The organism is Duganella kummerowiae, from assembly GCF_053572355.1.
Genome location: NZ_JBKFEH010000008.1, coordinates 583468 through 605888 on the forward strand (window position 1 = coordinate 583468; position 22421 = coordinate 605888).

18 protein-coding genes and 1 pseudogene are annotated in these 22421 nt (G+C 64.8%); 4 read left to right on the plus strand and 15 right to left on the minus strand.

The genetic code is table 11. The features are described 5' to 3' along the window. Nucleotides 1-75: 75 nt before the first annotated feature. From ACLB1G_RS10420 to ACLB1G_RS10460, 9 genes and pseudogenes are all read right to left on the minus strand, one after another. Nucleotides 76-1503, minus strand: coding sequence for an RCC1 domain-containing protein (locus ACLB1G_RS10420; protein WP_491627122.1), 1428 nt, complete (start codon nucleotides 1501-1503; stop codon nucleotides 76-78). A 242-nt stretch (nucleotides 1504-1745) separates the two neighbouring features. Then, nucleotides 1746-4037, minus strand: a complete 2292-nt coding sequence (locus ACLB1G_RS10425; protein WP_491627123.1) for a YgiQ family radical SAM protein — start codon at nucleotides 4035-4037, stop codon at nucleotides 1746-1748. A 184-nt stretch (nucleotides 4038-4221) separates the two neighbouring features. Then, nucleotides 4222-4497: a DUF4404 family protein gene (locus tag ACLB1G_RS10430; RefSeq protein ID WP_491627124.1), complete on the minus strand. Its 276-nt coding sequence runs from the start codon at nucleotides 4495-4497 to the stop codon at nucleotides 4222-4224. Between the two features lie 101 nt (nucleotides 4498-4598). Further along, nucleotides 4599-6932: a CHAT domain-containing protein gene (locus tag ACLB1G_RS10435; protein ID WP_491627125.1), complete on the minus strand. Its 2334-nt coding sequence runs from the start codon at nucleotides 6930-6932 to the stop codon at nucleotides 4599-4601. Then, nucleotides 6907-8142, minus strand: coding sequence for a hypothetical protein (locus ACLB1G_RS10440; RefSeq protein WP_491627126.1), 1236 nt, complete (start codon nucleotides 8140-8142; stop codon nucleotides 6907-6909). The genes ACLB1G_RS10435 and ACLB1G_RS10440 overlap by 26 nt, the downstream gene beginning before the upstream one ends. Before the next feature lie 157 nt (nucleotides 8143-8299). Then, entirely contained in the window at nucleotides 8300-10417 is a 2118-nt protein-coding gene (locus tag ACLB1G_RS10445; protein ID WP_491627127.1) for a M3 family metallopeptidase, read from the minus strand. 45 nt (nucleotides 10418-10462) lie between these two features. Then, nucleotides 10463-12589 (minus strand): M3 family metallopeptidase, encoded by a 2127-nt coding sequence (locus tag ACLB1G_RS10450; RefSeq protein WP_491627128.1) that lies wholly within the window; start codon nucleotides 12587-12589, stop codon nucleotides 10463-10465. 209 nt (nucleotides 12590-12798) lie between these two features. After that, nucleotides 12799-13359 (minus strand): TMEM175 family protein, encoded by a 561-nt coding sequence (locus tag ACLB1G_RS10455; protein ID WP_491627129.1) that lies wholly within the window; start codon nucleotides 13357-13359, stop codon nucleotides 12799-12801. A 10-nt stretch (nucleotides 13360-13369) separates the two neighbouring features. Continuing rightward, nucleotides 13370-13489, minus strand: a pseudogene (locus tag ACLB1G_RS10460) (type II toxin-antitoxin system RelE/ParE family toxin); the annotation flags it as partial. On the opposite strand from ACLB1G_RS10460, the gene ACLB1G_RS10465 reads away from it, so the two are divergent. Both ACLB1G_RS10465 and ACLB1G_RS10470 read left to right on the plus strand, forming a co-directional pair. Further along, nucleotides 13488-13748: a hypothetical protein gene (locus ACLB1G_RS10465; RefSeq protein ID WP_491627130.1), complete on the plus strand. Its 261-nt coding sequence runs from the start codon at nucleotides 13488-13490 to the stop codon at nucleotides 13746-13748. The pseudogene ACLB1G_RS10460 and the gene ACLB1G_RS10465 sit on opposite strands and share 2 nt — an antisense overlap. A 96-nt stretch (nucleotides 13749-13844) precedes the next feature. Continuing rightward, on the plus strand, nucleotides 13845-14996 hold the full coding sequence (locus ACLB1G_RS10470; protein WP_491627131.1) for a TonB family protein: 1152 nt from the start codon (nucleotides 13845-13847) through the stop codon (nucleotides 14994-14996). Nucleotides 14997-15122: 126 nt separating this feature from the next. Here ACLB1G_RS10470 and ACLB1G_RS10475 read toward each other — a convergent pair whose 3' ends face one another. After that, entirely contained in the window at nucleotides 15123-15359 is a 237-nt protein-coding gene (locus tag ACLB1G_RS10475) for a type II toxin-antitoxin system Phd/YefM family antitoxin (protein ID WP_491627132.1), read from the minus strand. A 50-nt stretch (nucleotides 15360-15409) separates the two neighbouring features. Next, nucleotides 15410-16372 carry a diguanylate cyclase domain-containing protein gene (locus tag ACLB1G_RS10480; RefSeq protein ID WP_491627133.1) on the minus strand — a complete coding sequence of 321 codons (963 nt, stop codon included), beginning with the start codon at nucleotides 16370-16372 and terminating at the stop codon, nucleotides 15410-15412. A 201-nt stretch (nucleotides 16373-16573) separates the two neighbouring features. Between ACLB1G_RS10480 and ACLB1G_RS10485 the strand changes: the two genes are divergently transcribed. After that, nucleotides 16574-17017 carry a hypothetical protein gene (locus ACLB1G_RS10485; protein WP_491627134.1) on the plus strand — a complete coding sequence of 148 codons (444 nt, stop codon included), beginning with the start codon at nucleotides 16574-16576 and terminating at the stop codon, nucleotides 17015-17017. Here the strand turns inward: ACLB1G_RS10485 and ACLB1G_RS10490 are convergent. Genes ACLB1G_RS10490 through ACLB1G_RS10500 form a run of 3 tightly spaced genes read right to left on the minus strand, consistent with a single transcriptional unit; the run spans nucleotide 17014 to nucleotide 20287 of the window. After that, nucleotides 17014-17964, minus strand: a complete 951-nt coding sequence (locus ACLB1G_RS10490; RefSeq protein ID WP_491627135.1) for an alpha/beta hydrolase — start codon at nucleotides 17962-17964, stop codon at nucleotides 17014-17016. The genes ACLB1G_RS10485 and ACLB1G_RS10490 overlap by 4 nt on opposite strands. A 19-nt stretch (nucleotides 17965-17983) precedes the next feature. Continuing rightward, entirely contained in the window at nucleotides 17984-18187 is a 204-nt protein-coding gene (locus tag ACLB1G_RS10495; RefSeq protein WP_491627136.1) for a SlyX family protein, read from the minus strand. Nucleotides 18188-18214: 27 nt separating this feature from the next. Further along, on the minus strand, nucleotides 18215-20287 hold the full coding sequence (locus ACLB1G_RS10500; RefSeq protein WP_491627137.1) for a UvrD-helicase domain-containing protein: 2073 nt from the start codon (nucleotides 20285-20287) through the stop codon (nucleotides 18215-18217). 138 nt (nucleotides 20288-20425) lie between these two features. Between ACLB1G_RS10500 and ACLB1G_RS10505 the strand changes: the two genes are divergently transcribed. Further along, a complete protein-coding gene (locus ACLB1G_RS10505) occupies nucleotides 20426-20908 on the plus strand; it encodes an SRPBCC family protein (protein WP_491627138.1) in 483 nt (160 codons plus the stop codon). Here ACLB1G_RS10505 and ACLB1G_RS10510 read toward each other — a convergent pair. Next, nucleotides 20905-22347 (minus strand): dihydrolipoyl dehydrogenase, encoded by a 1443-nt coding sequence (locus ACLB1G_RS10510; protein ID WP_491627139.1) that lies wholly within the window; start codon nucleotides 22345-22347, stop codon nucleotides 20905-20907. The genes ACLB1G_RS10505 and ACLB1G_RS10510 overlap by 4 nt on opposite strands. Nucleotides 22348-22421 lie beyond the last annotated feature (74 nt).

The window sequence follows — 22421 nt, forward strand, 5'->3', positions numbered from 1 at the left end:
ACAGTGCGGATTGTAGCGCCCCGCCCGGCGCCTACCCAGTCTTCGGGCGCGGGGCGGTGACCTGCCTGTAACCTTTTATTGGTTGGGCAGCATGGCCGGGGTCAGCTGGTTGGTATTGGCGCCGCGTCCCAGCTGGCCCTCCAGCCCGCGCCCGAAGCCCCAGGCGGTGCCGTCGGTCTGCTGCCCGTAGCTGTGCCAGGTGCCGGCCGATACATAGGCCCAGTTGGTGCCGGTGCCGATCTGGACCGGCGACACGCTGTCGACGCTGGTGCCATTGCCCAGCTGGCCGTAGGCGTTCGAGCCCCAGCCCCACAGCGCGCCCTTGTTGCTGACCGCCATGGTGTGCAGGCCGCCAGCCGCTACCACGGCCCAGTTGTTGGCGGTGCCGATGGCCAGCGGCGAGGTGGCGTTGGTGGTGGTGCCGTCGCCCACCTGGCCGCTGCTGTTGTCGCCCCAGGCGTACAGGGCGCCGTCGGCGCGGATGGCGGTCGAGTGCATGGCGCCGGCCGAGATCGAGGTCCAGGTCGAGGTGCCTATCTTGGTCGGGGTGGTGACGTCGGTGGTGCCGGCATTGCCGATCTGGCCGCTGGCGTTGCCGCCCCAGGCGTACAGGCTGCCATCCTTGAGCAGCCCCAGGCTGTGGGTGTCGCCGGCCGACACCGCCAGCCAGGTGGTCAGGGTGCCGATCTTGGTGGGTTGCAGCTTGTCGACCACGGTGCCGTCGCCCAGCTGGCCGTTGAAGTTGCGGCCCCAGCCGTACAAATTGCCGGTCTTGTCGATGGCGAAGGCGTGCGCCTTGCCGGCCGCCACATACACCCAGTTGGCCGTGGTGCCGACCTTGGCCGGGGTGGCGTGGTCGACCACGGTGCCGTCGCCCAGGCGGCCGTTCTGGTTGAAGCCCCAGGTCCACAGCGTGCCGTCGCTGCGCAGGGCGACCACGAACTGCTCGCCCACGGCGACCTGCTTCCACAGCTTGCTGGCGCCGTTGACTTCGGTCGGGGTGTTGCGGTCGGTGGTGGTACTGTCGCCCAGCTGGCCGCGCAGGTTGGAGCCCCAGGCAAACAGGCTGCCGTCGTTCTTGCGGGCCAGGGTCTGGTTGCCGCCGGCGATCACCATGCCGGCCGTCCACGGCGCGCGCACGGTCAGGGTGGTGCTGCCGACCACGCTGCCGACGGTGGCGGTCAGGGTGTCGGTGCCTATCGACACGCCAGTGACCAGGCCGCTGGTGTAGACCACGCTGGCGTTGCCAGTCTTGGCGGCCCAGGTCACGCCGGTGGACAGGGCGTTGGTGCTGCCGTCGCTATAGGTGCCGGTGGCTACCATTTGCTGCGACAGTCCGATGGAAATGGTGGGATTGGCCGGCGTGAGCGCGATGCTCTTGAGGGTGGGACCGGTCGGCGTGCTGGTGCTGCCGGAATCGCCGCCGCCCCCGCCACCGCAGGCAGCCAGGAGGGCGAAGACGGGAGCCAGCAGCAGGGCGGCGCGGGAAGCGGGTGTTTTCATGTTGTTCCAGTTCATGGCAAAAGGCCAGCATGCCGCCAGTGTAGCCCGGGGCCTGCGGCGCACATCGGCGGAGCAGGCCTGGAAATGGCTGGCAATTGTGGAAATACAACATGAGGCGCGCAGCCAGCATCCTCAGCATGGAATGCCGGCGGCAATGACGTGCGAACGCCGTCTCACCCTGGCCGCCGCACCGCCACCGTCGCTGCCGCCGGCAGCCCATGCCGAGCCGGCAGGCCGGCGGCTTACTTGCGCCCGCGCGGAGCGGCCGCCGCCGGCTTGGCCGGCTTCTTCACCTTGATGGTGTCCAGGATGGAGGGACGGGCCTTGTCCTCCACGGCCTGGCGCGCCGTCAGCGAGCCGGTCAGGGCGTTGGGCTTGCCACGGCCACCGATGACCGGCGCGGCCTTGCCGCCGCGCTGGCCGCCGCGCTTGTCGGCGCCCGGCGCCAGCATGGGCATGGCGCGCTTGCCCTGCGCGGGCTTGAAGTTTTCCTCGCCCACCACATACGGCGGGATCAGGTGCCGTTCGCCGGTGCCGATCAGGTCGCCCCTGCCCATGCGGCGCAGGGTGTCGCGCAGGATGGGCCAGTTTTTCGGATCGTAATAGCGCAGGAACGCCTTGTGGGCCTGGCGCTGCTTGAGCGTGCGCGGCGTTTCCACGGTTTCCGAATCGTCGGTCACCTTGTGCAGCGGATTCTTGCGCGAGTGGTACATGGCGCTGGCCATGGCCATGGGGGTCGGCATGAAGGTCTGCACCTGGTCCAGGCGGAAGTTGTTCTTCTTCAGCCACAGGGCCAGGTTCAGCATGTCCTCGTCCGAGGCGCCCGGGTGGGCCGCGATGAAGTAGGGGATCAGGTACTGCTTCTTGCCCGCCTCCAGCGAATACTTCTCGAACATGGCCTTGAATTCGTCATAGGCGCCTATGCCGGGCTTCATCATCTTGCTCAGCACATTGGTTTCCGTGTGCTCGGGCGCTATCTTCAGCAGGCCGCCCACGTGGTGGGTCACCAGTTCCTTGACGTACTCGGGCGAGCGCACGGCCAGGTCGTAGCGCAGGCCGGACTGTATCAGCACCTTTTTCACGCCGGGGATGGCGCGCGCCTTGCGGTACAGCTTGATCAGCGGATTGTGGTTGGTACCCAGGTTGACGCAGATCGAGGGGTACACGCAGGACAGGCGGCGGCAGGTTTTCTCGATCTCCGGGTCCTTGCACGACAGGCGGTACATGTTCGCCGTGGGGCCGCCCAGGTCGGAAATGATGCCGGTGAAGCCCTTGGTCTTGTCGCGGATGTGCTCGATCTCGCGCAGGATGGAGGGCTCCGAGCGGCTCTGGATGATGCGGCCCTCGTGCTCGGTGATCGAGCAGAAGGTGCAGCCGCCGAAGCAGCCGCGCATGATGTTGACCGAGAACCGTATCATTTCCCAGGCTGGGATGTTGGCGTTGCCGTAGCTGGGGTGCGGGGCGCGCGCGTATTCGAGGTCATAGACATTGTCCATCTCGTCCATGCGCAGCGGCAGCGGGGGCGGATTCATCCACACGTCGCGGTCGCCATGGGCTTGCACCAGGGCGCGCGCATTGCCAGGATTGGATTCGAGGTGGAACACGCGCGAGGCGTGCGCGTACATCACCGGATCGGTGCTGACGGTTTCGAACGAAGGCAGGCGCACCACGGTCTTGCGGTGCTTTTCCGCTTCCATGGCGCGCCGTTCCTCGCGGCTCATGATGCGGATGGGCTTGACCACCTCGGCCTTGGGTTCGACCATGGCCGGATTGACTTCCTCGCCGGCCTGGCCCTCGGCCTTGGGCGCGCCATTGTCGGTGGCGCAGGTGGGCGAGTTGGGCGTGACCATCAGGTAGGGATCGATATGCTTGTCGATCTTGCCCGGGGTGTCCACGCGGGTGCTGTTGTGCACGCCCCATTCCTCGCTGGGCATCCAGCCGCCCGGCACCAGGAAGGCGGTGCCGCGCAGGTCGCGGATGTTCTTGATGTTCTCGCCCTCGGCCATGCGGCGGGTCAGGTCCACCAGGGCGCGTTCGGCGTTACCGAAGATCAGCATGTCGGCCTTGGACTCGAACAGCACCGAGCGGCGCACCTTGTCCGACCAGTAATCGTAGTGGGCGATGCGGCGCAGCGAGGCTTCGATCGAGCCGATCACCACCGGGGTGCCGGGAAACGCTTCGCGGCAGCGCTGGGCGTACACGGAGACGGCGCGGTCGGGGCGCTTGTTCGGTTCGCCGTTGGGCGTGTAGGCGTCGTCCGAGCGCGGCTTGCGGTCGGCCGTGTAGCGGTTGACCATGGAGTCCATGTTGCCGGCCGTGACGCCGTAGTAAAGGCGCGGCTTGCCCAAGGCGCGGAAGGCGTCGGCCGACTGCCAGTCCGGCTGGGCAATGATGCCGACTTTATAGCCCTGGGCTTCCAGCAGCCGGCCCACCAGGGCCATGCCGAAGCTGGGATGGTCGATGTAGGCGTCGCCGGTGACGAGGATGACGTCGCACTGCTCCCAGCCCAGGGCGTCCATTTCGGCGCGGGACATGGGAAGGAAAGGCGCAGCGGGAGCGCGCGCGGACCGCTTGGGGACGGCCGCGAATAAATTGGTAGGGGAGTTCATCGGACAGCATTGTACCGGAAACACTCCCCGGACGCTCGTCCCCTGCCAATTTTTTGGGCAATGCCGCTACAGAATCCTTAGTGTTTTCAACAACTTGGCTATATGACTCTCAAATCCCCATGTTGGACAGGATGCGGCCCAGCTCGCGCAGCGCCGGTTCCAGGGTGGGATGCTGGGCGGCGAACCTGGCCGACAGCTCCTGGGCCCGTTCGGCCAGGCCGTAGGTGGTGCTTTCCGCCTGCTCGGCGGCCTGGCGGCGTTCCAGCAGGGCCTGGATATCGCCGTCCAGGTGGAACAGCAATTCTCTCAGCTCCTCATCCACCGGACCGGCATGGACCAGCTGGGCCTGCAGATCCTTGAGCGTATGCTTCAGATGACTTTCCATTTTTCTCGTCCTTAAATAGCTACGGGGGCGAGTACATTTTGACACAAAACCAGTAGCGCTCCTTTACGGCCACAGTAGTTACGATTGATTCATACCGTGATTCAAACGCCGTGTCCGGTCAGGTAAAACGCGGCCCAGTAAACTGGCTGCGGATAACGGGCCTGCAATGCCTGCTGGGCGTGGCGCAAGGCGGCGGCCTTGCTCTCGCCCCGCTTGAGGTTGCGGTAGAACGCAGTCATCAGCACGGCCGTGGCCTTGTCATCCACCGGCCACAGACTGGCGATGATATTGCTGCTGCCCGCGTACAGAAAGCCGCGCGCGAGCCCCACCATGTCGTCGCCGCTCATAGCACTGCTCAGCCCGGTTTCGCAAGCGGACAGCGTGACCAGTTCAGCGTCCAGCCGCAAGCCGTATACCTCGGCCACGGTCAGCGAACCGTCATTGTCGCCGTCCGCGGCCAGCATCAGGCGCGAGGCCAGTGGCGCGTCACCCTTGAATTCGCCGTGGACCGCCAGGTGCAGGTAGCGGAAAGCGCCAGCGTTGCGCTTGAACTCGGTCTCCGACGCGGCTTTGCGGGTGACCACGCGGTGCACCGGCAGCAGGTCTGCAATCAGCCTGGCTTCGGTCTCGGCACTGGGCAGGTCCCATGCTGCCCGCCCCAGGTCTGGATTGCCGAAGATAAGGATGTTGTCGATCGCTTGCGCGCGCGGCGCCCGCAGGTAGTGTTGCACGCTGGCGCTGGGCAGGAAGCGCAGCTGATGCGTCGCCAACAGGTAGTCCTGGCCGTCGTGCAGGGCGCCGAACGGCAGGTAATGCAGCGCGCCGTGCGGGACGATCAGCAGGGGACGGCCGGCGATCATGGCCGCAACCGGCGCCAGCAGCTTGCGGTACAGTGCCTGGCCGGCCGCCAGCGCGGCGCCGTCCTGCTGTTCTATCAACTGGCGCAAGCGGCGCACTTCCTCCTCCAGGCCTGCCCCATCGGCCACGGCGCTTATCTGACGTCCGGCGTCCACGGCCACCAGCACCAGCTGCTGGCCGCTCAGGTAGTATTCAACCAGCACTTCATCGGCATGCAGATGGGCACGCACCTGCTGCAAGGATAGCGAGTTCACGCTGACCAGCGAGGCCAGCGCCGGATCGCCGGCCTTCAGCTGGCGTGCCTGGTCTCGCCAGGCCGCCAGTTGGTCGTCGCCACCTCGCGCCATGTCCAGCGGCAGCTGGACATGGGCCTGCGCGGCCGATGCCTGGAATCCCGCCAGCAGGCGTCCGCTTCCGGCGCTTTGCGGGAGTACTGGACTGGCGCCGCGCCCGGCCAGCAGGTCGACCAGGGCCCTCGACTTGGAACGCTCCATCAACTCGTAGGCGGACTCGGTCCGGCCCAGCGCCAGCGCGGCATCCACGGCCCGATGATACAGCGCCTGCTTGTCGCCGACGAAACCGATCTTGCTGGCCTCGGTATCGATGCTGGCGCGCTGCTGTTCAACCACCTCCAGCGCCTGAAGGTACCAGTCCAGTGCGCCAGCCAGATCCTGCTCGCGGTCGGCAATGCGGCCGCGCTCATTCAACAGCAGCCAATATATTTCGCCGTTGGCGCGTACCTGCGGCAGCGCTAGCAGCCGCTCCAGGCCGGCCTTGGCGGCCGACACCCGGCCGGTTTCCAGTAACGCTTTGTTGAACATGAAGGCGCGCGGCAACTCCGCCCAGACCCAGTTGTTGACGCCAGTGAAATAGCCCCCGCTGAACAGGCGGTCCAGGAACACGTTGACGCCAAACTGCTTGTCGCCCTCCAGCACGGACAATACGCCAGCATAATCGCCCAAAGCCATGCGCACGCGCGCCAGCGCCAGCGTCCTCGCGCCCGCATAGTCGCCGGTCAGACCCGTACCAGCCCGCGCCAGCTGCGCCGCCAACTCCTGCGCTTCGCTGCGCTGTCCGGCCAGCACCTGGGCGATGGCGAGGGCCGCCTGGCTGTTGAACACCATGTCAAGGTCGTCGCTGCGTTCAGCCTTGAGCCAGTCCAGCGTGCGGCGCGCGGTGGCAGCAGCCTCCGGGTATTGGCCCAGTTCAATCTGGGCCTCGGCCCGCATCACGCCCAGGGCCGGGGTGGCATCATCGAGGGCGAACAGACGGGTGGCGTGGTCGCCCGGCTGGCGCAGTGCCTGCTCGAGCTGGTCCAGGCAGGCCAGCAGTGGCCCGTAGCGTTTGGTGCGGCTATAGGCATAGCACAGGGCATGGCGGTCGCGCACGTCGAGCGGCGCGCGTGCGGCCTGGGCTTCCAGCATCTGTTCCAGCAGGTCGTAGCGGCCGCTGGCGGCCAGTGCCACCTGCTCGGTACCGGAATCGGCCCGGGCCGGCGCCAGGCAGGCCAGGCTGGCCAGCAGCACGGCGAAGGCGCGGCGAGCAGCCTTATCAGAACCAGTAGCCGACGTTGACATTCACGCCGCGCGTGGATTTGCTGCGGAAATAGTTCAGGCCGGCGCGGGTATAGCTGCGCGCATTGCCAGCCGCGCGGTTGGTCCCCAAGGTCACGCCCAGTTCCTGGCTACTGTCGAGGAAAGGCTTGTCGCCCACATAGCGGGTATCGATCAGCGACCACTCCAGCGCCATCTTGCCGCCAAAGGCATCGGTCGGGGTGGAGTACATCAGTCCATTGCGGGTCATGGTCAGCTTGACGTCGGGATCGAAGGAATAGTCGCCGCTGGAGAATTTGCCTGTGCGATAGTAGCCAAGCATGTTACCGATCGCCAGCGCAGGGCCGCCCAGCGGCACCACGTAGGTGCTCATCAGGCTGGCCGACATTACGCTCGACACGGTGGCGCGGTCGCGCGAGGCCACGAGTGAATACTTGACGCCCGGTGTCAGGCTCCAGCGGTCGCTGACCGGCAAGCGGTAAGCAAGGCCAAAGCCTCCATTGACGCTGATGGCGTCGCCCACCTTGACCACCGTCAGCGGTACGCTCAGCACCAGCTGGCGGCGTGGATCGATATCGTTTCGTATCGTGTAGGTCAGCGGGATCAAGGTAGTCTTGACCTTGTCGCCGCTGCCATCGACCTGGTAGCTGCCGTAGCCGATGCCCACCCCCACCAGGTTGTTGTTCCCCCCACTCGCACCAGCGGCCGCGCCTTGCGGACTGGCAATCTGGCTGGCGGTATCGAACGAGGTGTCGAAATCGGTCTGGCCAGCCACAGGAATCGAACCGCCGACGCCCGTGATAGGACTGGTGGCCGAATGCATGGCCTGGTAATGGATGATGCGGCCCAGGATGTCCGTCTTCTTGATGTAATCGACGAACTGCTGCTCGGAGTCATCCCGGGTGAGACCGGTAAAAGCGCCGCTTAGGCCCAACTCGGGAAAACTGTACTTCAGGCGAGTGGAGTTGGCGTCGTAGCTGAACAGGATCGAGATGTCATTCATGCGCGCCTGTAGCGAGGCGGCCGAGGTCTGGGTATAGGAAGCGTTGCTCAGATTGAAATTGTCCAATCCATCGAGAAAGTCATCCACCTTGGAGCCACACAGGGTGGCGCCCTTGGTGCCGCCTACGTCGATGCGAATACCATAGGAGCGGTCGCACACCAAGGTGTTCTGCGCCCAAGCTGGAAGGGTGGCGCAAGCTGCCATGCCCAACAACACTGCTGTCAGTTTCATGATCATCCTTTTTATGAGTAGAGCCTGTATGGGATACAGGCAGTCTAGAAGCGCCGTTGCGAACTAAACAACCCTCAAATGAGTGATGAACACAAAAATAATTATAAGATAGACATGATGGCGCCGCCGCCCTGACAGGCGGCGGGCGCGGGCCGGCTTACTTCTCGGTCAGGCCGCGGCGTTCCAGCAGCGGCTCGATTTTCGCATCGCGGCCGCGGAACTTGCGGTACATCTCCATCGCGTCCATGGTGCCGCCCTTGGACAGCAGCATCTTGCGGAAGTAGTCGCCATTCTTGCGCGACAGGCCGCCATGCTCGTTAAACCATTCGACGGTGTCGGCATCGAGCTTCTCGGCCCACAGGTAGCCGTAGTAGCCGGCCGAATAGCCGCCCGAGAACACGTGCGAGAAGTAGGTGGTGCGGTAGCGCGGCGGCACCGGGGCGAAATCAACCCCGGCTTCCTTTAGCGCGGCAGCCTCGAAGCCCAGCACGTCGGTCGGGATCTGGTTCACGCCCAGCTGGTGCCATTTCTGGTCCAGGATGGAGGCGGCCAGGTACTCGGTGGTGCGGAAGCCTTCATTGAATTTCTTCGATGCGACCACCTTGTCCAGCAGCTCTTTCGGCATGGGCGCGCCGGTCTGGTAATGCTTGGCGTAGTTGGCCAGCACCTGCGGCTCGGCCATCCACATCTCGTTCACCTGCGACGGGAATTCCACGAAGTCGCGCGGCACGCGCGCCAGGCGCGGGTACTTGATGTCGGCGAACATGTAGTGCAGCGCATGGCCGAACTCGTGGAAGGCGGTGCGCACTTCGTCATAGGTCAGCAGGGTGGGCTCGCCATCGGCCGGCTTGGGGATGTTCAGGTGGTTGGCCACCACCGGCTTGTAGCCGGTCAGCGCCGATTGCGACACATAGGAATTCATCCAGGCGCCGCCGCGCTTGTTGGCGCGCGCATAGTAATCCATGATGAAGATGGCCAGCTGCTTGCCGTTGGCGTCGAACACATCGAAGGTGCGCACGTCCGGGTTGTACACCGGCAGGTCCTTGCGCTCCTTGAAGGTCAGGCCGTATTCCTTGTTGGCGGCGTAGAACACACCGTTCTGCAGCACGCTGTTGAGTTCAAAGTAGGGGCGCAGCTGGTTCTGGTCGAAGGCGTAGCGCTGTTCGCGCACCTTGTCGCTGTAGAACGACCAGTCCCAGGACGCGACCTGGAAGCCGCCTTGTTCGGCATCGATGACTTGCTGGATCTCGGCCGCCTCTTTCTTGGCGTTGGCCACCGCCGGCTTGGCGAATTCGGCCAGCAGCTTGTTGACGGCGGTGGTGTCGCGCGCGGTCTGCTCCGACAGCGAATACGCGGCAAAGCTCGGGTAGCCCAGCAGGGCAGCCTTCTCGGCGCGCACCTTGGCGATCTTCAGCACCACCTCGCGGTTGTCGAATTCACCGCCATGGCTGCCGCGCGCCAGCGACAGCGCCATCAGCTTCTCACGCACGGCGCGGTTGGTCAGCACCGCCAGGTTGGCCTGGCCGGTGGTGTTGACCACCGGGATGGCGAACTTGCCTTCCAGGCCGCGCGCGGCGGCAGCCTTGGCGGCGGCGGCGATGGCCTGGTCGGACATGCCGGCCAGTTCGGCGCGGGTGTCGACGATCAGGGCCGAGGCGTTGGCTTCCTTGAGCACGTTCTGGCTGAAGGCGGTGGTCAGCTTGGCCAGTTCGGCGTTGTAGGCTTTCAGCTTTTCCTTGTCGGCGTCCGACAGCTGGGCGCCGGCGCGCACGAAGTCATTGTAGTAGCGCTCCAGCAGGTACCTGGATTCGGTGTCCAGGCCCAGCTTGTTGCGCTTGTCGTACAGCGACTTGATGCGGGCGAACAGCTTGGGATTGAGACGGATGGCGTCGCCGTGGGCGGCCTGCTTGGGACCCAGTTCGCGCTCCAGCTTTTCGAAGTCGGGATTGGTGTTGGCGCCCGACAGGTTGCCGAACACGGCCGACACGCGGCCCAGCAGCTGGCCGGATTTTTCCATGGCCACGATGGTGTTCTCAAACGTGGCCGGCTTGGGATTGTTGGCGATGGCCTCGATCTCGGCGGCGTGCTGGCGCATGCCTTCGGCGAAGGCGGGCGCGTAGTCCTCGTTCTTGATCTTGTCGAACGGCGGATAGTGCAGCGGCAGCGGGCTGACCTGGGCGAACGGATTCGAGGCCGGCAGCAGGGAAGCCGGTTCGGCGGCCATGGCGGAAGCGCTGCAGATGGCGGCGACGGCGAGGAAGATGTGGCGGTTCATGTACTCTCTCTTGATCTTGGTATAGCTTGGTATAAACGGTATGGATTATTTCAGGCCGCGGCGTTCCAGCAGCGGTTCGATGACCGGATCGCGGCCACGGAAGTTGCGGAACAAATTCATGGCGTCGTCGGTGCCACCGCGCGACAGCAGCTTGGTACGGAACCAGTCGCCGTTCTTGCGCTGCAGGCCGCCGTTTTCCTTGAACCACTCGACGGTGTCGGCATCCAGTTTCTCGCTCCACAGGTAGGCGTAGTAGCCGGCCGAATAGCCGCCCGAGAAGCTGTGCGAGAAATAGGTGGTGCGGTAGCGCGGCGGCACCGGCGCGAAGTCCACGCCCATGTCCTTCAGCGAAGCCGCTTCAAAGGCCAGCACGTCGGTCGGCACCTGGGCCGGGGCCAGCTGGTGCCAGCGCTGGTCCAGCAGCGAGGCGGCCAGGTATTCGGTGGTGAGGAAGCCCTGGTTGAACTTCTTGGAGGCGATCACCTTGTCCAGCAATTCCTTGGGCATGGGCGCGCCGGTCTGGTAATGTTTGGCGTAGTTGGCCAGCACTTCCGGCCACACGGCCCACATCTCGTTGACCTGGGACGGATACTCGACGAAGTCGCGCGGCACGCTGGTGCCGGAGAAGCGCGGATACTTCACGTTGGAGAACATGCCGTGCAGGGCGTGGCCGAACTCGTGGAAGGCGGTCTTGACTTCATCGTAGGTCAGCAGAGTAGGCTCGCCGGCTGGCGGTTTCGGGATGTTCAGGTGGTTGGCCACCACCGAGTGGGTGCCCATCAGCGCCGACTGCGACACGTACTCGTTCATCCACGCGCCGCCCTGCTTGTTGGAGCGGGCGTACATGTCGGCGATGAAGATGGCCAGCTGCTTGCCGTTGGCGTCGAACACATCGAAGGTGCGCACGTCCGGGTTGTACACCGGCAGGTCCTTGCGCTCCTTGAAGGTGATGCCATACAGCTTGGTGGCGGCATAGAACACGCCGTTCACCAGCACGTTGTTCAGTTCAAAGTAGGGCTTGAGCTGGTTCTCGTCGAAGGCGTAGCGCTGGGCGCGCACCTTGTCGCTGTACATGGCCCAGTCGGCGGCGCCGACCTGGAAGCCGCCCTTCTCGGCATCGACCACGGCTTGCAGGTCGGCTGCTTCCTTTTTCGCGTTGTTGACGGCCGGCTTGGCCAGCTCGCCCAGCAGCTTGTTGACGGCCGTGGTGTCATGCGCGGTCTGGTCTTCCAGCGAGTAGGCGGCGAAGTTGGCGTAGCCCAGCAGGGTGGCCTTTTCAGCGCGCGCCTTGGCGATCTTCAGCACCACCTCGCGGTTGTCGAATTCGCCGCCATGGCTGCCGCGCGCCAGCGACAGCGCCATCAGCTTCTCGCGCACGGCGCGGTTGGTCAGCACGGCCAGCGGCGGCTGGCCGCTGGTGTTGACCACGGCCACCGCGTACTTGCCTTCCAGGCCGCGCGCCTTGGCCGCTTCGGCGGCGGCCTGGATGGCGGCCTCGCTCATGCCGGCCAGTTCCTCGCGCGTGTCCACCACCAGGGCCGAGGCATTGGTTTCCTTCAGCACGTACTGGGTGAACGTCGTTTGCAGGGTGGCGATGGCGCCGTTGATGGCTTTCAGCTTGTCCTTGTCGGCGGCCGACAGCCGGGCGCCGGCGCGCACGAAGTCGGTGTGGTAGCGTTCCAGCAGGTGTCTGGATTCGGGGTCCAGCTTCAGCTTGTCGCGCTGGTCGTACAGCGATTTGACGCGCGCGTACAGCTTTTCGTTGAGGTAGATGGCGTCGCCGTGGGCGGCCAGCTTGGGCGACATCTCGCGGTCGATCTCGTCCAGCTTGTCATTGGTGTTGGCGCCCTGCAGGTTGCCGAAGGTGGTCTGCACCCGGGTCAGCAGCTGGCCCGATTTTTCCATCGCCACGATGGTGTTCTCGAACGTGGCCGGCTTGGGATTGTTGGCGATGGCCTCGATTTCCTGGAGCTGGATGCGCATGCCCTCGACAAAGGCCGGCTTGAAGTGCTCGTCCTTGATCTTGTCGAAGGCCGGGTAATGGAAGGGCAGCGGGCTGACCGTGGCGAAGGGGTTGCCTTGCAGGGCGGGCGCCACGGGGGCGGCCAGCACCACCTGGGACATCGCCAGGCCCAGGCTGGCGGCGATGATGAGCAGTTGCGGACGGGGCATGGATCTCTCTCGATAAACACAGCGAAGGGCATGCTGGCAAATCAACAATGCAGCATGGAACCGCAAGATCATAGCAGCCGTGTTTTGCCCCGTCATCCGCAAAAATTGCTGCATTGCACATCTTAGGAATTATGCAGGTTAGACTGAATATTCCATGGTTCTTGTATCGCTTTGTGTCGGATCTGTCGCCTTTTCGGCACAACGGTCAATTAATGTGTGTTCTCCATGCGGCGGTCGGGGATGAACCAGATCATGGCCACCAGCACATACACCGCAAAGCCCAGCCAGGGCTGGACGAAGGACAGGCCGACTCCGGCCAGGTACAGCAGCATGGACAGCGTGCCCTTGCGGTCCTTGCCCAGGGCGGCCTTGAGGGCCTGGTTGCGCCCGCTCATGCAGTGCGACAGCACGATGAAGGACGTGCCGCACATGAACAGCACCAGGCCGTAGCAGGCCACCGGCAGCGCGGCGAAGTGGTTCTCGCCCACCCAGCCGGTGACGAAGGGCACCAGCGACAGCCAGAACAGCAGGTGCAGGTTGGCCCACAGCGCGCTGCCCGTGACCTGGGTCACGGTGTGCATCAGGTGATGGTGGTTGTTCCAGTAGATGCCGACGTAGATGAAGCTCAGCACGTAGCTGAGGAAGACCGGCAACAGCGGCCGCAGCGCCTCCAGGTCGTCGCCATGCGGCACCTTCAGTTCCAGCACCATGATGGTGATGATGATGGCGATCACGCCGTCGCTGAATGCTTCCAGCCTGCCTTTGCCCATGCCTGTCCTTTCAATGGTAATCGTCTTCCCGCTGGTGCCGTACCGCGAGGACGGTCACTGTATCCTTGCCATCGATTTCATACAAGGCGACGTAGCCTGCCCGGCCAAAAGGGATAAGCAGTTCGCGCATGAGAAGATTGTTACTTGCGGCCTTTGGCGTCGGCCAGCATGCGTTTCAGACGGTTTATGACGACATGGGCCGTGACATATTTACTGCTGGCGCGCGCTTCCTCTGCTGCTGCCAAGCCCCGCTCAATGAAGTCATGCTGGTGCTGGCGCCGCGCTACGCGGTCGCGTATGGATTTAGCAGACATTGGGCTCTCCCGTATCTTACGCAACTGAATGACTTGATCTTCGTTACGATAGACAGATTGTTGATTAAACAATAGAATTTCGGCTTACATAATACATAACTTCAAGACGGAGACGGCATGGGCGGCAAGCGGAAATATCTTGGATGGGCTGGCGTCGCCTTGGGCGCAGCCATGGGGATGAATACGGCGTGGGCGACGACGCCTGTCATCACCAACGCCGTGGCGGACTTCAACAGCTGCGCCAGGCCGGAATGGCCGAAGGAAGCGCTGCGCAAGGAGCAGACCGGCACTGTCACCCTGTCCTTCCTGATCGGCGACGACGGCCAGGTACTCGATGCCCTCGTCAAGAAGTCCAGCGGCTTTCCACTGCTGGACCAAGCGGCGCTGGAAAGCATACAGCGCTGCAAGTTCAAGCCGCGCACCGTGAACGGCGTGGCGGTCAACGGCTGGACCCCGATGCAGTATGTGTGGAGCATCGATTCCAAGGAAACCAAGGCCCAAGCCATCGCCACCGCCCAGCAATACCGCGATGCCGCCGCCGCCGGCGACCCGGCAGCCATGCACAAGCTGGCCCTTATGTTCAACAGCAATACCGGCATCCAGCCCAGCGCCGACAGCTACCTGAAGCTGCTGCAGGCCTCCGCCACCCGAGGCTATGCGGAGGCACAGTACGACCTGGCCAACAGCCTGATGTACGGCATCAAGCAGCCCAAGAACGTGGAGCAGGCCGTGGCCTGGTACCGCAAGGCGGCCGAGCAAGGCCATGTGCAGGCGCAAACCAAGCTGGCTACGCTGTACAACAGCGGCCAGGGCGTGGCGCGCGATCCGTCGCAGGCGGCGATCTGGTACCGCAAGGCAGCCGACCAGGGCGACGCCGGCGCGGCCTATCGCCTGGGCCGGATGTTCGAGTCCGGCAGCGGTGTCGAGCAAAGTTACGCCGAGGCGGCCGCGCTATACCGGCGTGGCGCCGAGGCTGGTTCATCCGAAGCGCAGGAGCGCCTGGCGAATTTATACCTGCAGGGACGCGGCGTGGAGAAGGATGAGGCGCAGGCTGCCGGGCTGCTGCGCAAGGCGGCCGAGCAGCGCGAACCGGGCGCTGAGGCGGCGCTGGCGCGCCTCTACTTCGCCGGCGCCGGCGTACCGCGCGACGACGCCGAAGGCGCCAAGTACCTGCGCCGCGCTGCCCGCGGCGGCGACTTCGGCGCCATCCGCCTGCTGGCCGAGAAACTGGCCAGCGGAGAGATCCCCGCCAGCGGCGCCGCAGACAGCGCCACGTGGACCGCCAAGGCCGCCGCCGTCAGCGGTTTGCCTCAGCAGGAATAAAGCGAACTTGCGGATGGATCAAAACTTGAGCAATGCGATCGGTATGCCCAACTTTTTCGCTGCATCCGCCATGGCCTGCTTCAGGCGTCAGATATGCCACCAATACGCTGGTGTCGACATAACGCATCAGTAGCGATCGCTGTCCCTTAATTTACGCATGAACTCGCCGGCCTGCTCGACTTGCCTGGGTATGCCGGCGCGCAGTTGCGCCAGGCTGGGAAGCTGCTGCTGTTGGGAGACGCTTTTTACCAGCCGGACCACTGCCTGCCCTCTCCGGGTGATGGTCACCTGTTCTCCTGCTTCCACCAACGCAATCAAACGGCTCAACTCAACCTTGGCTTGCGCCACCGTGAACGTGTGCATGATGCCCCCATGGCTAACGGTAGTCAGACCATCATAGCACTGACTAGCGGTCAGGCGGCATCTTCCTGCATCCGGTCCACGATCACGCAATCGCGGCCGGCATGCTTGGCGGCGTACAGGCAGCGGTCGGCGGCGGCCAGCAGGGTTTCGGCGTCGGCCAGGCGTTCCTTGTGGAAGCTGGCCACGCCTATCGACATGGTCACGTGCGGCCGCACCGCCTTGGGCGCGTGGGTGATGGCCAGCGAGGCAATCTTGTTGCGTATCGCTTCCGCGTGCACGGCGGCCTGCTCGGCCGTGGTATCCGGCAGCACCGCCGCGAATTCCTCGCCGCCATAGCGCGCCGCCAGGTCGGCCGGACGCTGCAGCATGGAGGCGAAGGCTTCCGCCACCATGCTCAGGCACGCGTCACCCTGCTGATGGCCGAAATGGTCGTTATAGGCCTTGAAGGAATCGATATCCATCAGCAGCAGCGACAGTGCATTGCCGTTGCGCTGTGCCCGGCGCAGTTCACGATCCAGGGCGACGTCGAAGTGGCGCCGGTTGGCGATGCCGGTCAAGCCATCCACATAGGATTGCGCGCGCAGCGCCTCGGCCTGGCCGCGCAGCAGGCGCTCGCGTCCGACCGTGTTGCTGACATCGCTGACCTCGATCAGGCAATAGCGTTCCTTGCCCTCGGTGAAAGGCGTCACCGACACCGCTTGTTCGATGCGCTCGCCGCCCCAGGTCCCGGCCGGAAACAGCGGGAAGGGGCTGCGGTTGAGCGCCTGCGGCAGCTGGGTCGGCAGGTTGCTCACCAGGGCGCTGTGCACGGCCTGCTCCAGGCGCTGTCCGGCCAGCTCGGAAAACAGTTCGAACAGCTCATTGCCCTGCACCCGGCTGGCCGAAAGTCCCGAATGGCTGGACATCCACTGGTTCCACAGCACGATGCGCTGGCTGGTGTCGAGCACGATCAAGCCCAGGTTGGCCAGCGCCAGCACGCGGGCATACAGCTGCGAGGGCGGCAGGGCGCTCATGCGCACACCTTGTGGAGGCCAGCGGCGGGACAGGATAAGGCAATGATGTGGTCGTGCATGCAGACTTTCCAATCAGCAATCAGGTTGCAGCGATTATAAGCGCAGCGGACGAGGCATTCATTTATCCCTACCCAATTTACTTTTTTGCAGGGGCGCTAGCATCAATGTGCCTGACCTGACTACCCCATGAAGGAGACGCACATGGCTATGCGCGGCCTGATCTGGACCTTGGCCCTGGCCAGTGGCTGGACACAAGCTGCCGGCCCTGAGTTGACAGAGCGCTTTCATGGTACCGGCCGTGCATGCTCTGGCGAATTGATCATCCGGCAGGCGGCTATTTCCTGGGTCACGCCCTTCAGCACCTGCGCTTCCGTGCCTGATGAACTGCTGGAACAAGGCAACGATGGCGGTAACGAACGGCGCACATACCGTTTGTTGCAAGCACCGCCGGCATGCCGCTATCGCATACTGTTCCTTACTCACGATAAATCCATGAGTCCGAATGCAGGCTGGGAGATCACCGCTTACGGACAAGAGCAAAGCTATCGCCGCGATAAGGAAAGCGGCTACCAGGCCGATGCCCCGGACATGATGTCCTGCTACTTGCTGCGTCAACCAGGAAGACATGCCAACCCACAGGGCTAGAGCTTACGCAGTATCCACGCATGGCTATGGGCCAGCACCTGCCGGGCCATGCGGAGCGGGAAGCGGATGAAGCCGTGCGGCGCTTCGGGCGGCAGTTGCACCTCCACCTCGGCGCAGCGGCCCCAGCGCTGCGCCAGTTCCACCGTATCGTCGCGCAGCGGATCGAGTTCGCCCGCGAACAGCAGCGCCGGCGGCATGCCGGTCCAGTCGCCGTACAAGGGCGACAAAGGCGGCTGGCGGCGCTGCTCATCGCTCATGCCGGGCGTGAGTAGCCGCAGCCCTTCCACCATGCCCGGACCGTCCAGCACCAGGGTATCGGCGCCGGCCTGGCGCACGCTGGCCGTGCCGGCCAGATCGTAGACCCCGTAATACAGGACCGCGCCGCGCACGCGCCGCAACAGCTCCGGCCAGGCCTTCAGGCGCAGCAAGGTCGCCGCTGCCAGGTGTCCGCCGGCCGACTCGCCCACCACGATCACGGGCAGGCCGGCCAGGACCGGTTCTTCGCTGTCCAGCAGCCAGCGCGCGGCAGCCAGGCAGTCGTCCATGATGCCCTGGATGGGGATGAACACCGCCAGCCGGTAGTCGACCGACACCACCGCCACCTGGCAGGCCAGCGCCAGCGCGGCGTTCTGCGGATCGTCCATTTGCGCATTGCCGATCACCCAGCCGCCGCCGTGAAAATCCAGCACCACGCCGCGCACCTCCCCGGGCGGCCGCAGTATCCTCACCGGCACCCGCACGCCTCCAGTCGCCACCACGCGCCGCTCCACCGTGACGCCCTGCCGCGCCAAATTGCGTCCGCCGCCCACTTGCGACATCTTCAGCAGGGACTGCACCAGCAGCGGCGTGTAACGGTTGCGCACCTTGAAGCGTGGCAGCAATGCCAGCCTGCGGTTGAAACCGCGCGCCTCGTCCAGCGCCTGCGTATCGAAGGAGAGTTGCGTCATCGGCGCCGGGCATCGCGTATCAGTAGTGCGGCGGGCGTTCGTTGATGGGGGCCTGGCCGTTGTGCTGCTGGTCGCGCAGGCGCTGGGCCAGGGTGGCGCACAGCAGCTCCAGCTTGTCGATCTGCTGTTGCTGCTCGTAGATGCGCTGGTTGAGCGACTCCACCAGGTCTTCCTGGTGGGCCAGCTTGATTTCGATGTCGATGAAGCGGTCTTCTATACTCATGGGGACTCCTGCTGCAAAGCCGGCATTCTAGCCCGCCGCCGGCGGCTTGGGCGTGGCCAGCAATTCCTTCATACGCGCCAGGCGCTCCTTGGGCGACAGCACTTCCGATTCCATCGGCGGCGCCGTGCCTTCGTCCAGCTGCATCTCCTTGATGAAGCGCGAGGGGTCGCAGTGCACCTGTTCGCCGGCGCGCTTGCGCTTCTTGCACCAGCTGATGGTCAGGGTGCGCTGGGCGCGCGTGATCCCCACATACATCAGGCGCCGCTCCTCCTGCACCCTGGCCGCGATGCTCTCGGCCGGCGCGTCCGGATCGCCCTTGTGCGGCAGGATGCCTTCCTCGCAGCCGACCAGGAACACGTGCGGATACTCCAGCCCCTTGGAGGCGTGCAGGGTCGACATGCGCACCGCGTCCGGGTCCTCGTCCTGCCCTTCCAGCATGGACATCAGGGCCACCATCTGGGTCAGCTCCAGCACGTTCTTTTCCTCGCCGTCGCGATCCTTGCCGCCGCGCCCCCGGTCCTTGAGCCAGTTGACGAATTCCAGCACGTTCTGCCACTTGGCCTGGGCCGCGCGCTCGTCGAACATGTCGTACAGGTAGGATTCGTAGTTGATCGCTTCCAGCAGGTCGTCCAGCACCTCGGCCGCGTTGTCGCCGCTGCCGGACGGTCCGGGACGCGAGGCGCGCGATTCCAGGTTGTTGATGAAGTTGCAGAATTCGCGCAGGGGATTCAACTGGCGGTCATTCAGCAGCCCTTCGATGCCGCCCTTGAACACGGCCTCGAACAGCGAGCATTGCCACTGTCCGGAGAAGGTGCCCAGGGTCTCCAGGGTGGACTGGCCCACGCCCCGGCGCGGCGTGGTCACGGCGCGGATGAAGGCCGGGTCGTCGTCGGTGTTGGCCAGCAGGCGCAGATAGGAAATGATGTCCTTGATCTCGGCCTTGTCGAAGAAGCTCTGCCCGCCCGAGATGGTGTACGGGATGCGCTCCTTGCGCAGCGCCTGCTCGATGATGCGGGCCTGGTGGTTGCCCCGGTACAGGATGGCGTAGTCCGACCACTTGTTCTTGCGCTCGAAGCGCGCCGCCGAGATCATGATGGCCACCTGGTCGGCCTCCTGCTCGTCGTTGGGCATGCTCATCACCTTGATCGGCTCGCCCAGGCCGTGCTCCGACCACAGCGATTTCTCGAACAGCTTGGGATTGTTGCCGATCACCGCGTTGGCGGCCTGCAGGATGCGCGTGGTGGAGCGGTAGTTCTGCTCCAGCTTGATCACCTTCAGGTCGGGGAAATCGGTCTGCAGGGTTTTCAGGTTCTCGACCGAGGCGCCGCGCCAGGCGTAGATGGCCTGGTCGTCGTCGCCCACGGCGGTGAACATGGGCTTCTTGCCGATGCCGGTCACCATCAGCTTGACCAGCTCGTACTGGCAGGTGTTGGTGTCCTGGTACTCGTCCATCAGCAGGTAGCGCAGGCGCCGCTGCCATTTGTCGCGGATGGCCTCGTTATCGCGGAACAGCACCACCGGCAGGCGTATCAAGTCGTCGAAATCGACCGCCTGGTAGGCCGACAGGGTGGCCACATAGCTGCGGTAGACACGCGCCGCCATGGCCTGGTCCTCGTCCTTGGCGTTGTGGAGGGCCGTGTCGGGATCGACCAGGCCGTTCTTCCACAGCGAAATCTCGGTCTGGATGGCGCGCACCACCTGCTTGTCGGTGGTCAGCGCCATGTCCTGTATCAGCGAGCCGCAGTCGTCGCTGTCCATGATGGAGAAGCGGTCCTTGAGGCCGACGCCGTTGGCTTCCTGGCGCAGTATCCTCACGCCCAGCGAATGGAAGGTGGACACGGTCAGCTGCTTGGCCTGCTTGGGCTGCTTGAGCAGCTTGGCGATCCGCTCCTGCATCTCCAGCGCGGCCTTGTTGGTGAAGGTCAGGGCGGCGATGCTGCGCGGGTCGTAGCCGCGGTCCTCGATCAGGTGGGCGATCTTCTGGGTGATCACGCGCGTCTTGCCCGAGCCGGCGCCGGCCAGCACCAGGCAGGGGCCGTCCAGGTAGGTGACCGCCTGGCTTTGCGGGACATTCAGGCCGAATTGGGGGACGTGGGACATCGTTTAGAGAGGAGAAACACAGCCGCTCATTGTAACAGCGCCAGCCGTCCCCATATCCTCCGGTAGACAGCATGGCGGCGCGTATGCGTTACCATGGCTTACAGGCGCCGCGCGCCCCAGCTTATACAGGGTACAACCATGAAATTTGAACATCTGATTGAAATCAACGACCCGCTCAACCCGCTGATGGACGCCCTCAGCCACGAGCAGGTGTGGCGCGGCCTGGTGCTGCGCGCCGAGTCGCCCAAGCTGTTCGTGCCCTACCTGGACGAGGCCGATATTTTCGACCGCCACACGGCCGGCTTCAGCCGCCGCCTGCGCTACGGCCAGGTGGTAATCGAGGACAAGGTAGTGCTGGACCCCATGCGCGAGGTGCGCTACGACATCGCGGCCCAGCAGGACATCAGCGCCTCCAGCCTGGTCATGTCCATCGAGGACCATGGCGAAGGCCGGCTGTACGTGCGTTTCCGCTATGACGATGGCAACGACGAAGCCACCGACGCCGCCAACGCCATGTACAACGACATCCGCCGCTCGGCCTACAAGGAATCGGACATCGACACGGTGGGCATGATGCGCGAACTGGCGTCCTCGGGACGGCTGGATGCCGTGCTCAACTAAGGCGCCGGCGTGCAGTCCACGCAGGGATGCTGGCCCACCGGCTCGTTGGCCAGCTGGTGCGCCAGGTCGCGCAGGGCGGTGCGCAAGCCCTCCTCCACCACCGGATGGTAGAAGGGCATGTCCAGCATGGCCGCCACGGTCAGCCCGGCCTGGCGGGCCCAGGCCAGCAAATGGCCGATGTGCTCGGCGCGCGGCCCTATCATCTCGGCTCCGAGGAAACGGCCGGTGCCATACTCGCCGTACACACGCAGCATTCCCTGGTTCTGCAGCATGACCCGGCTGCGGCCCTGGTTTTCAAATGATACCTTGCCGATGGCGAAATGCTCGCCGTGGCTGTCGCCCAGCTCGCGGTAGCTGACGCCGGCCGTGGCGATCTGCGGTTCGCAGAAGGCGATGCCCAGCGGCGTGCGGCGCAATCCCGGCTGCACCTTGGGATAGCGCGCCGCGTTGTCGCCCGCGATGCGGCCCTGGTCGGCCGCTTCCGGCAGCAGCGGGCGTTCGTCGTCGGCGTCGCCGGCAATGAAGATGTGGCTCTGGCCGCACTGCATGGTGCGGCTGTCGTACAGCGGTACGCCGGCGCGGTCCAGCGCCAGCCCGGTGTGCTCCAGGCCGATCTTGTCCACATTCGGGCTGCGGCCCATGGTCACCAGCAGGTAGTCGTAGCGCTCGCTGGTGGCGTGGCCGTCGGCGCCCACGCTGCCGACCAGCACCCCGTCGTCCTCGTGCGTCACAGAGGCCACCGGGGTCTGGAAGCGGATATCGAGTTCCTGCGACAGCGCCTTGCGCGCCACCTCCAGCAGCACCGGGTCGCTGAGCTGGGCCACGCTGCCGCCGCGCGCGTAAATGGTGACCTTGACGGCCAGACGGTGCAGGGCCTGGCCCAGCTCCAGGCCGATCACACCGGCGCCCACCACCGCCACCGAGCGCGGCAAATCGGTCCAGTCGAACACGGCGTCGCTGGTGATCACGCGCGGACCGGCCGTCTTCCACTCCGCCGGCACCACCGGCGAGGAGCCGGTGGCGATCACCACGCGCTGGGCCTCGATCACGGTGTGCTCGTCCACCTGCAGGCGATTCGGTCCAATGAAGCGGGCATGGCCGCGTATCTTGTCCTCGGCGGGAATCTCGTCCACGCCCTCCAGCACGAAGCCGACAAAGCGGTCGCGTTCGCTGCGCACGCGCGCCATCACGGCCGCGCCATCGATGCGGATCTCACCCGGATGCACGCCGAAGGCAGGCGCCGCCGCCAGCCCATGGGCGGCCTCGGCCGCCGCGATCAGCAGCTTGCTGGGCATGCAACCGACCCGGGCGCAGGTAGTGCCGTACGGCCCGCTTTCGATGAGCAGCGTATGCTTGCCTTGTGCGCGGGCGGCGCGGTAAGCCGTCAGGCCGGCGGTGCCGGCCCCGATCACGGCCACCTCAGTGTGCAGGGTGTTCATGCGTTCTCCGTTTTCTCTGCTGCAAATCAACACGCGCATGGTAACCTTTTTCTGGGTTTTACTTCGGGGCAAAA

Coding starts and splice junctions, on each gene's coding strand:
- ACLB1G_RS10420 (WP_491627122.1), bottom strand. CDS start 1,503: ATGAAAACACCCGCTTCCCGCGCCGCCCTGCTGCTGGCTCCCGTCTTC.
- ACLB1G_RS10425 (WP_491627123.1), bottom strand. CDS start 4,037: ATGTCCCGCGCCGAAATGGACGCCCTGGGCTGGGAGCAGTGCGACGTC.
- ACLB1G_RS10430 (WP_491627124.1), bottom strand. CDS start 4,497: ATGGAAAGTCATCTGAAGCATACGCTCAAGGATCTGCAGGCCCAGCTG.
- ACLB1G_RS10435 (WP_491627125.1), bottom strand. CDS start 6,932: ATGTCAACGTCGGCTACTGGTTCTGATAAGGCTGCTCGCCGCGCCTTC.
- ACLB1G_RS10440 (WP_491627126.1), bottom strand. CDS start 8,142: ATGAAACTGACAGCAGTGTTGTTGGGCATGGCAGCTTGCGCCACCCTT.
- ACLB1G_RS10445 (WP_491627127.1), bottom strand. CDS start 10,417: ATGAACCGCCACATCTTCCTCGCCGTCGCCGCCATCTGCAGCGCTTCC.
- ACLB1G_RS10450 (WP_491627128.1), bottom strand. CDS start 12,589: ATGCCCCGTCCGCAACTGCTCATCATCGCCGCCAGCCTGGGCCTGGCG.
- ACLB1G_RS10455 (WP_491627129.1), bottom strand. CDS start 13,359: ATGGGCAAAGGCAGGCTGGAAGCATTCAGCGACGGCGTGATCGCCATC.
- ACLB1G_RS10465 (WP_491627130.1), top strand. CDS start 13,488: ATGAGAAGATTGTTACTTGCGGCCTTTGGCGTCGGCCAGCATGCGTTT.
- ACLB1G_RS10470 (WP_491627131.1), top strand. CDS start 13,845: ATGGGGATGAATACGGCGTGGGCGACGACGCCTGTCATCACCAACGCC.
- ACLB1G_RS10475 (WP_491627132.1), bottom strand. CDS start 15,359: ATGCACACGTTCACGGTGGCGCAAGCCAAGGTTGAGTTGAGCCGTTTG.
- ACLB1G_RS10480 (WP_491627133.1), bottom strand. CDS start 16,372: ATGAGCGCCCTGCCGCCCTCGCAGCTGTATGCCCGCGTGCTGGCGCTG.
- ACLB1G_RS10485 (WP_491627134.1), top strand. CDS start 16,574: ATGGCTATGCGCGGCCTGATCTGGACCTTGGCCCTGGCCAGTGGCTGG.
- ACLB1G_RS10490 (WP_491627135.1), bottom strand. CDS start 17,964: ATGACGCAACTCTCCTTCGATACGCAGGCGCTGGACGAGGCGCGCGGT.
- ACLB1G_RS10495 (WP_491627136.1), bottom strand. CDS start 18,187: ATGAGTATAGAAGACCGCTTCATCGACATCGAAATCAAGCTGGCCCAC.
- ACLB1G_RS10500 (WP_491627137.1), bottom strand. CDS start 20,287: ATGTCCCACGTCCCCCAATTCGGCCTGAATGTCCCGCAAAGCCAGGCG.
- ACLB1G_RS10505 (WP_491627138.1), top strand. CDS start 20,426: ATGAAATTTGAACATCTGATTGAAATCAACGACCCGCTCAACCCGCTG.
- ACLB1G_RS10510 (WP_491627139.1), bottom strand. CDS start 22,347: ATGAACACCCTGCACACTGAGGTGGCCGTGATCGGGGCCGGCACCGCC.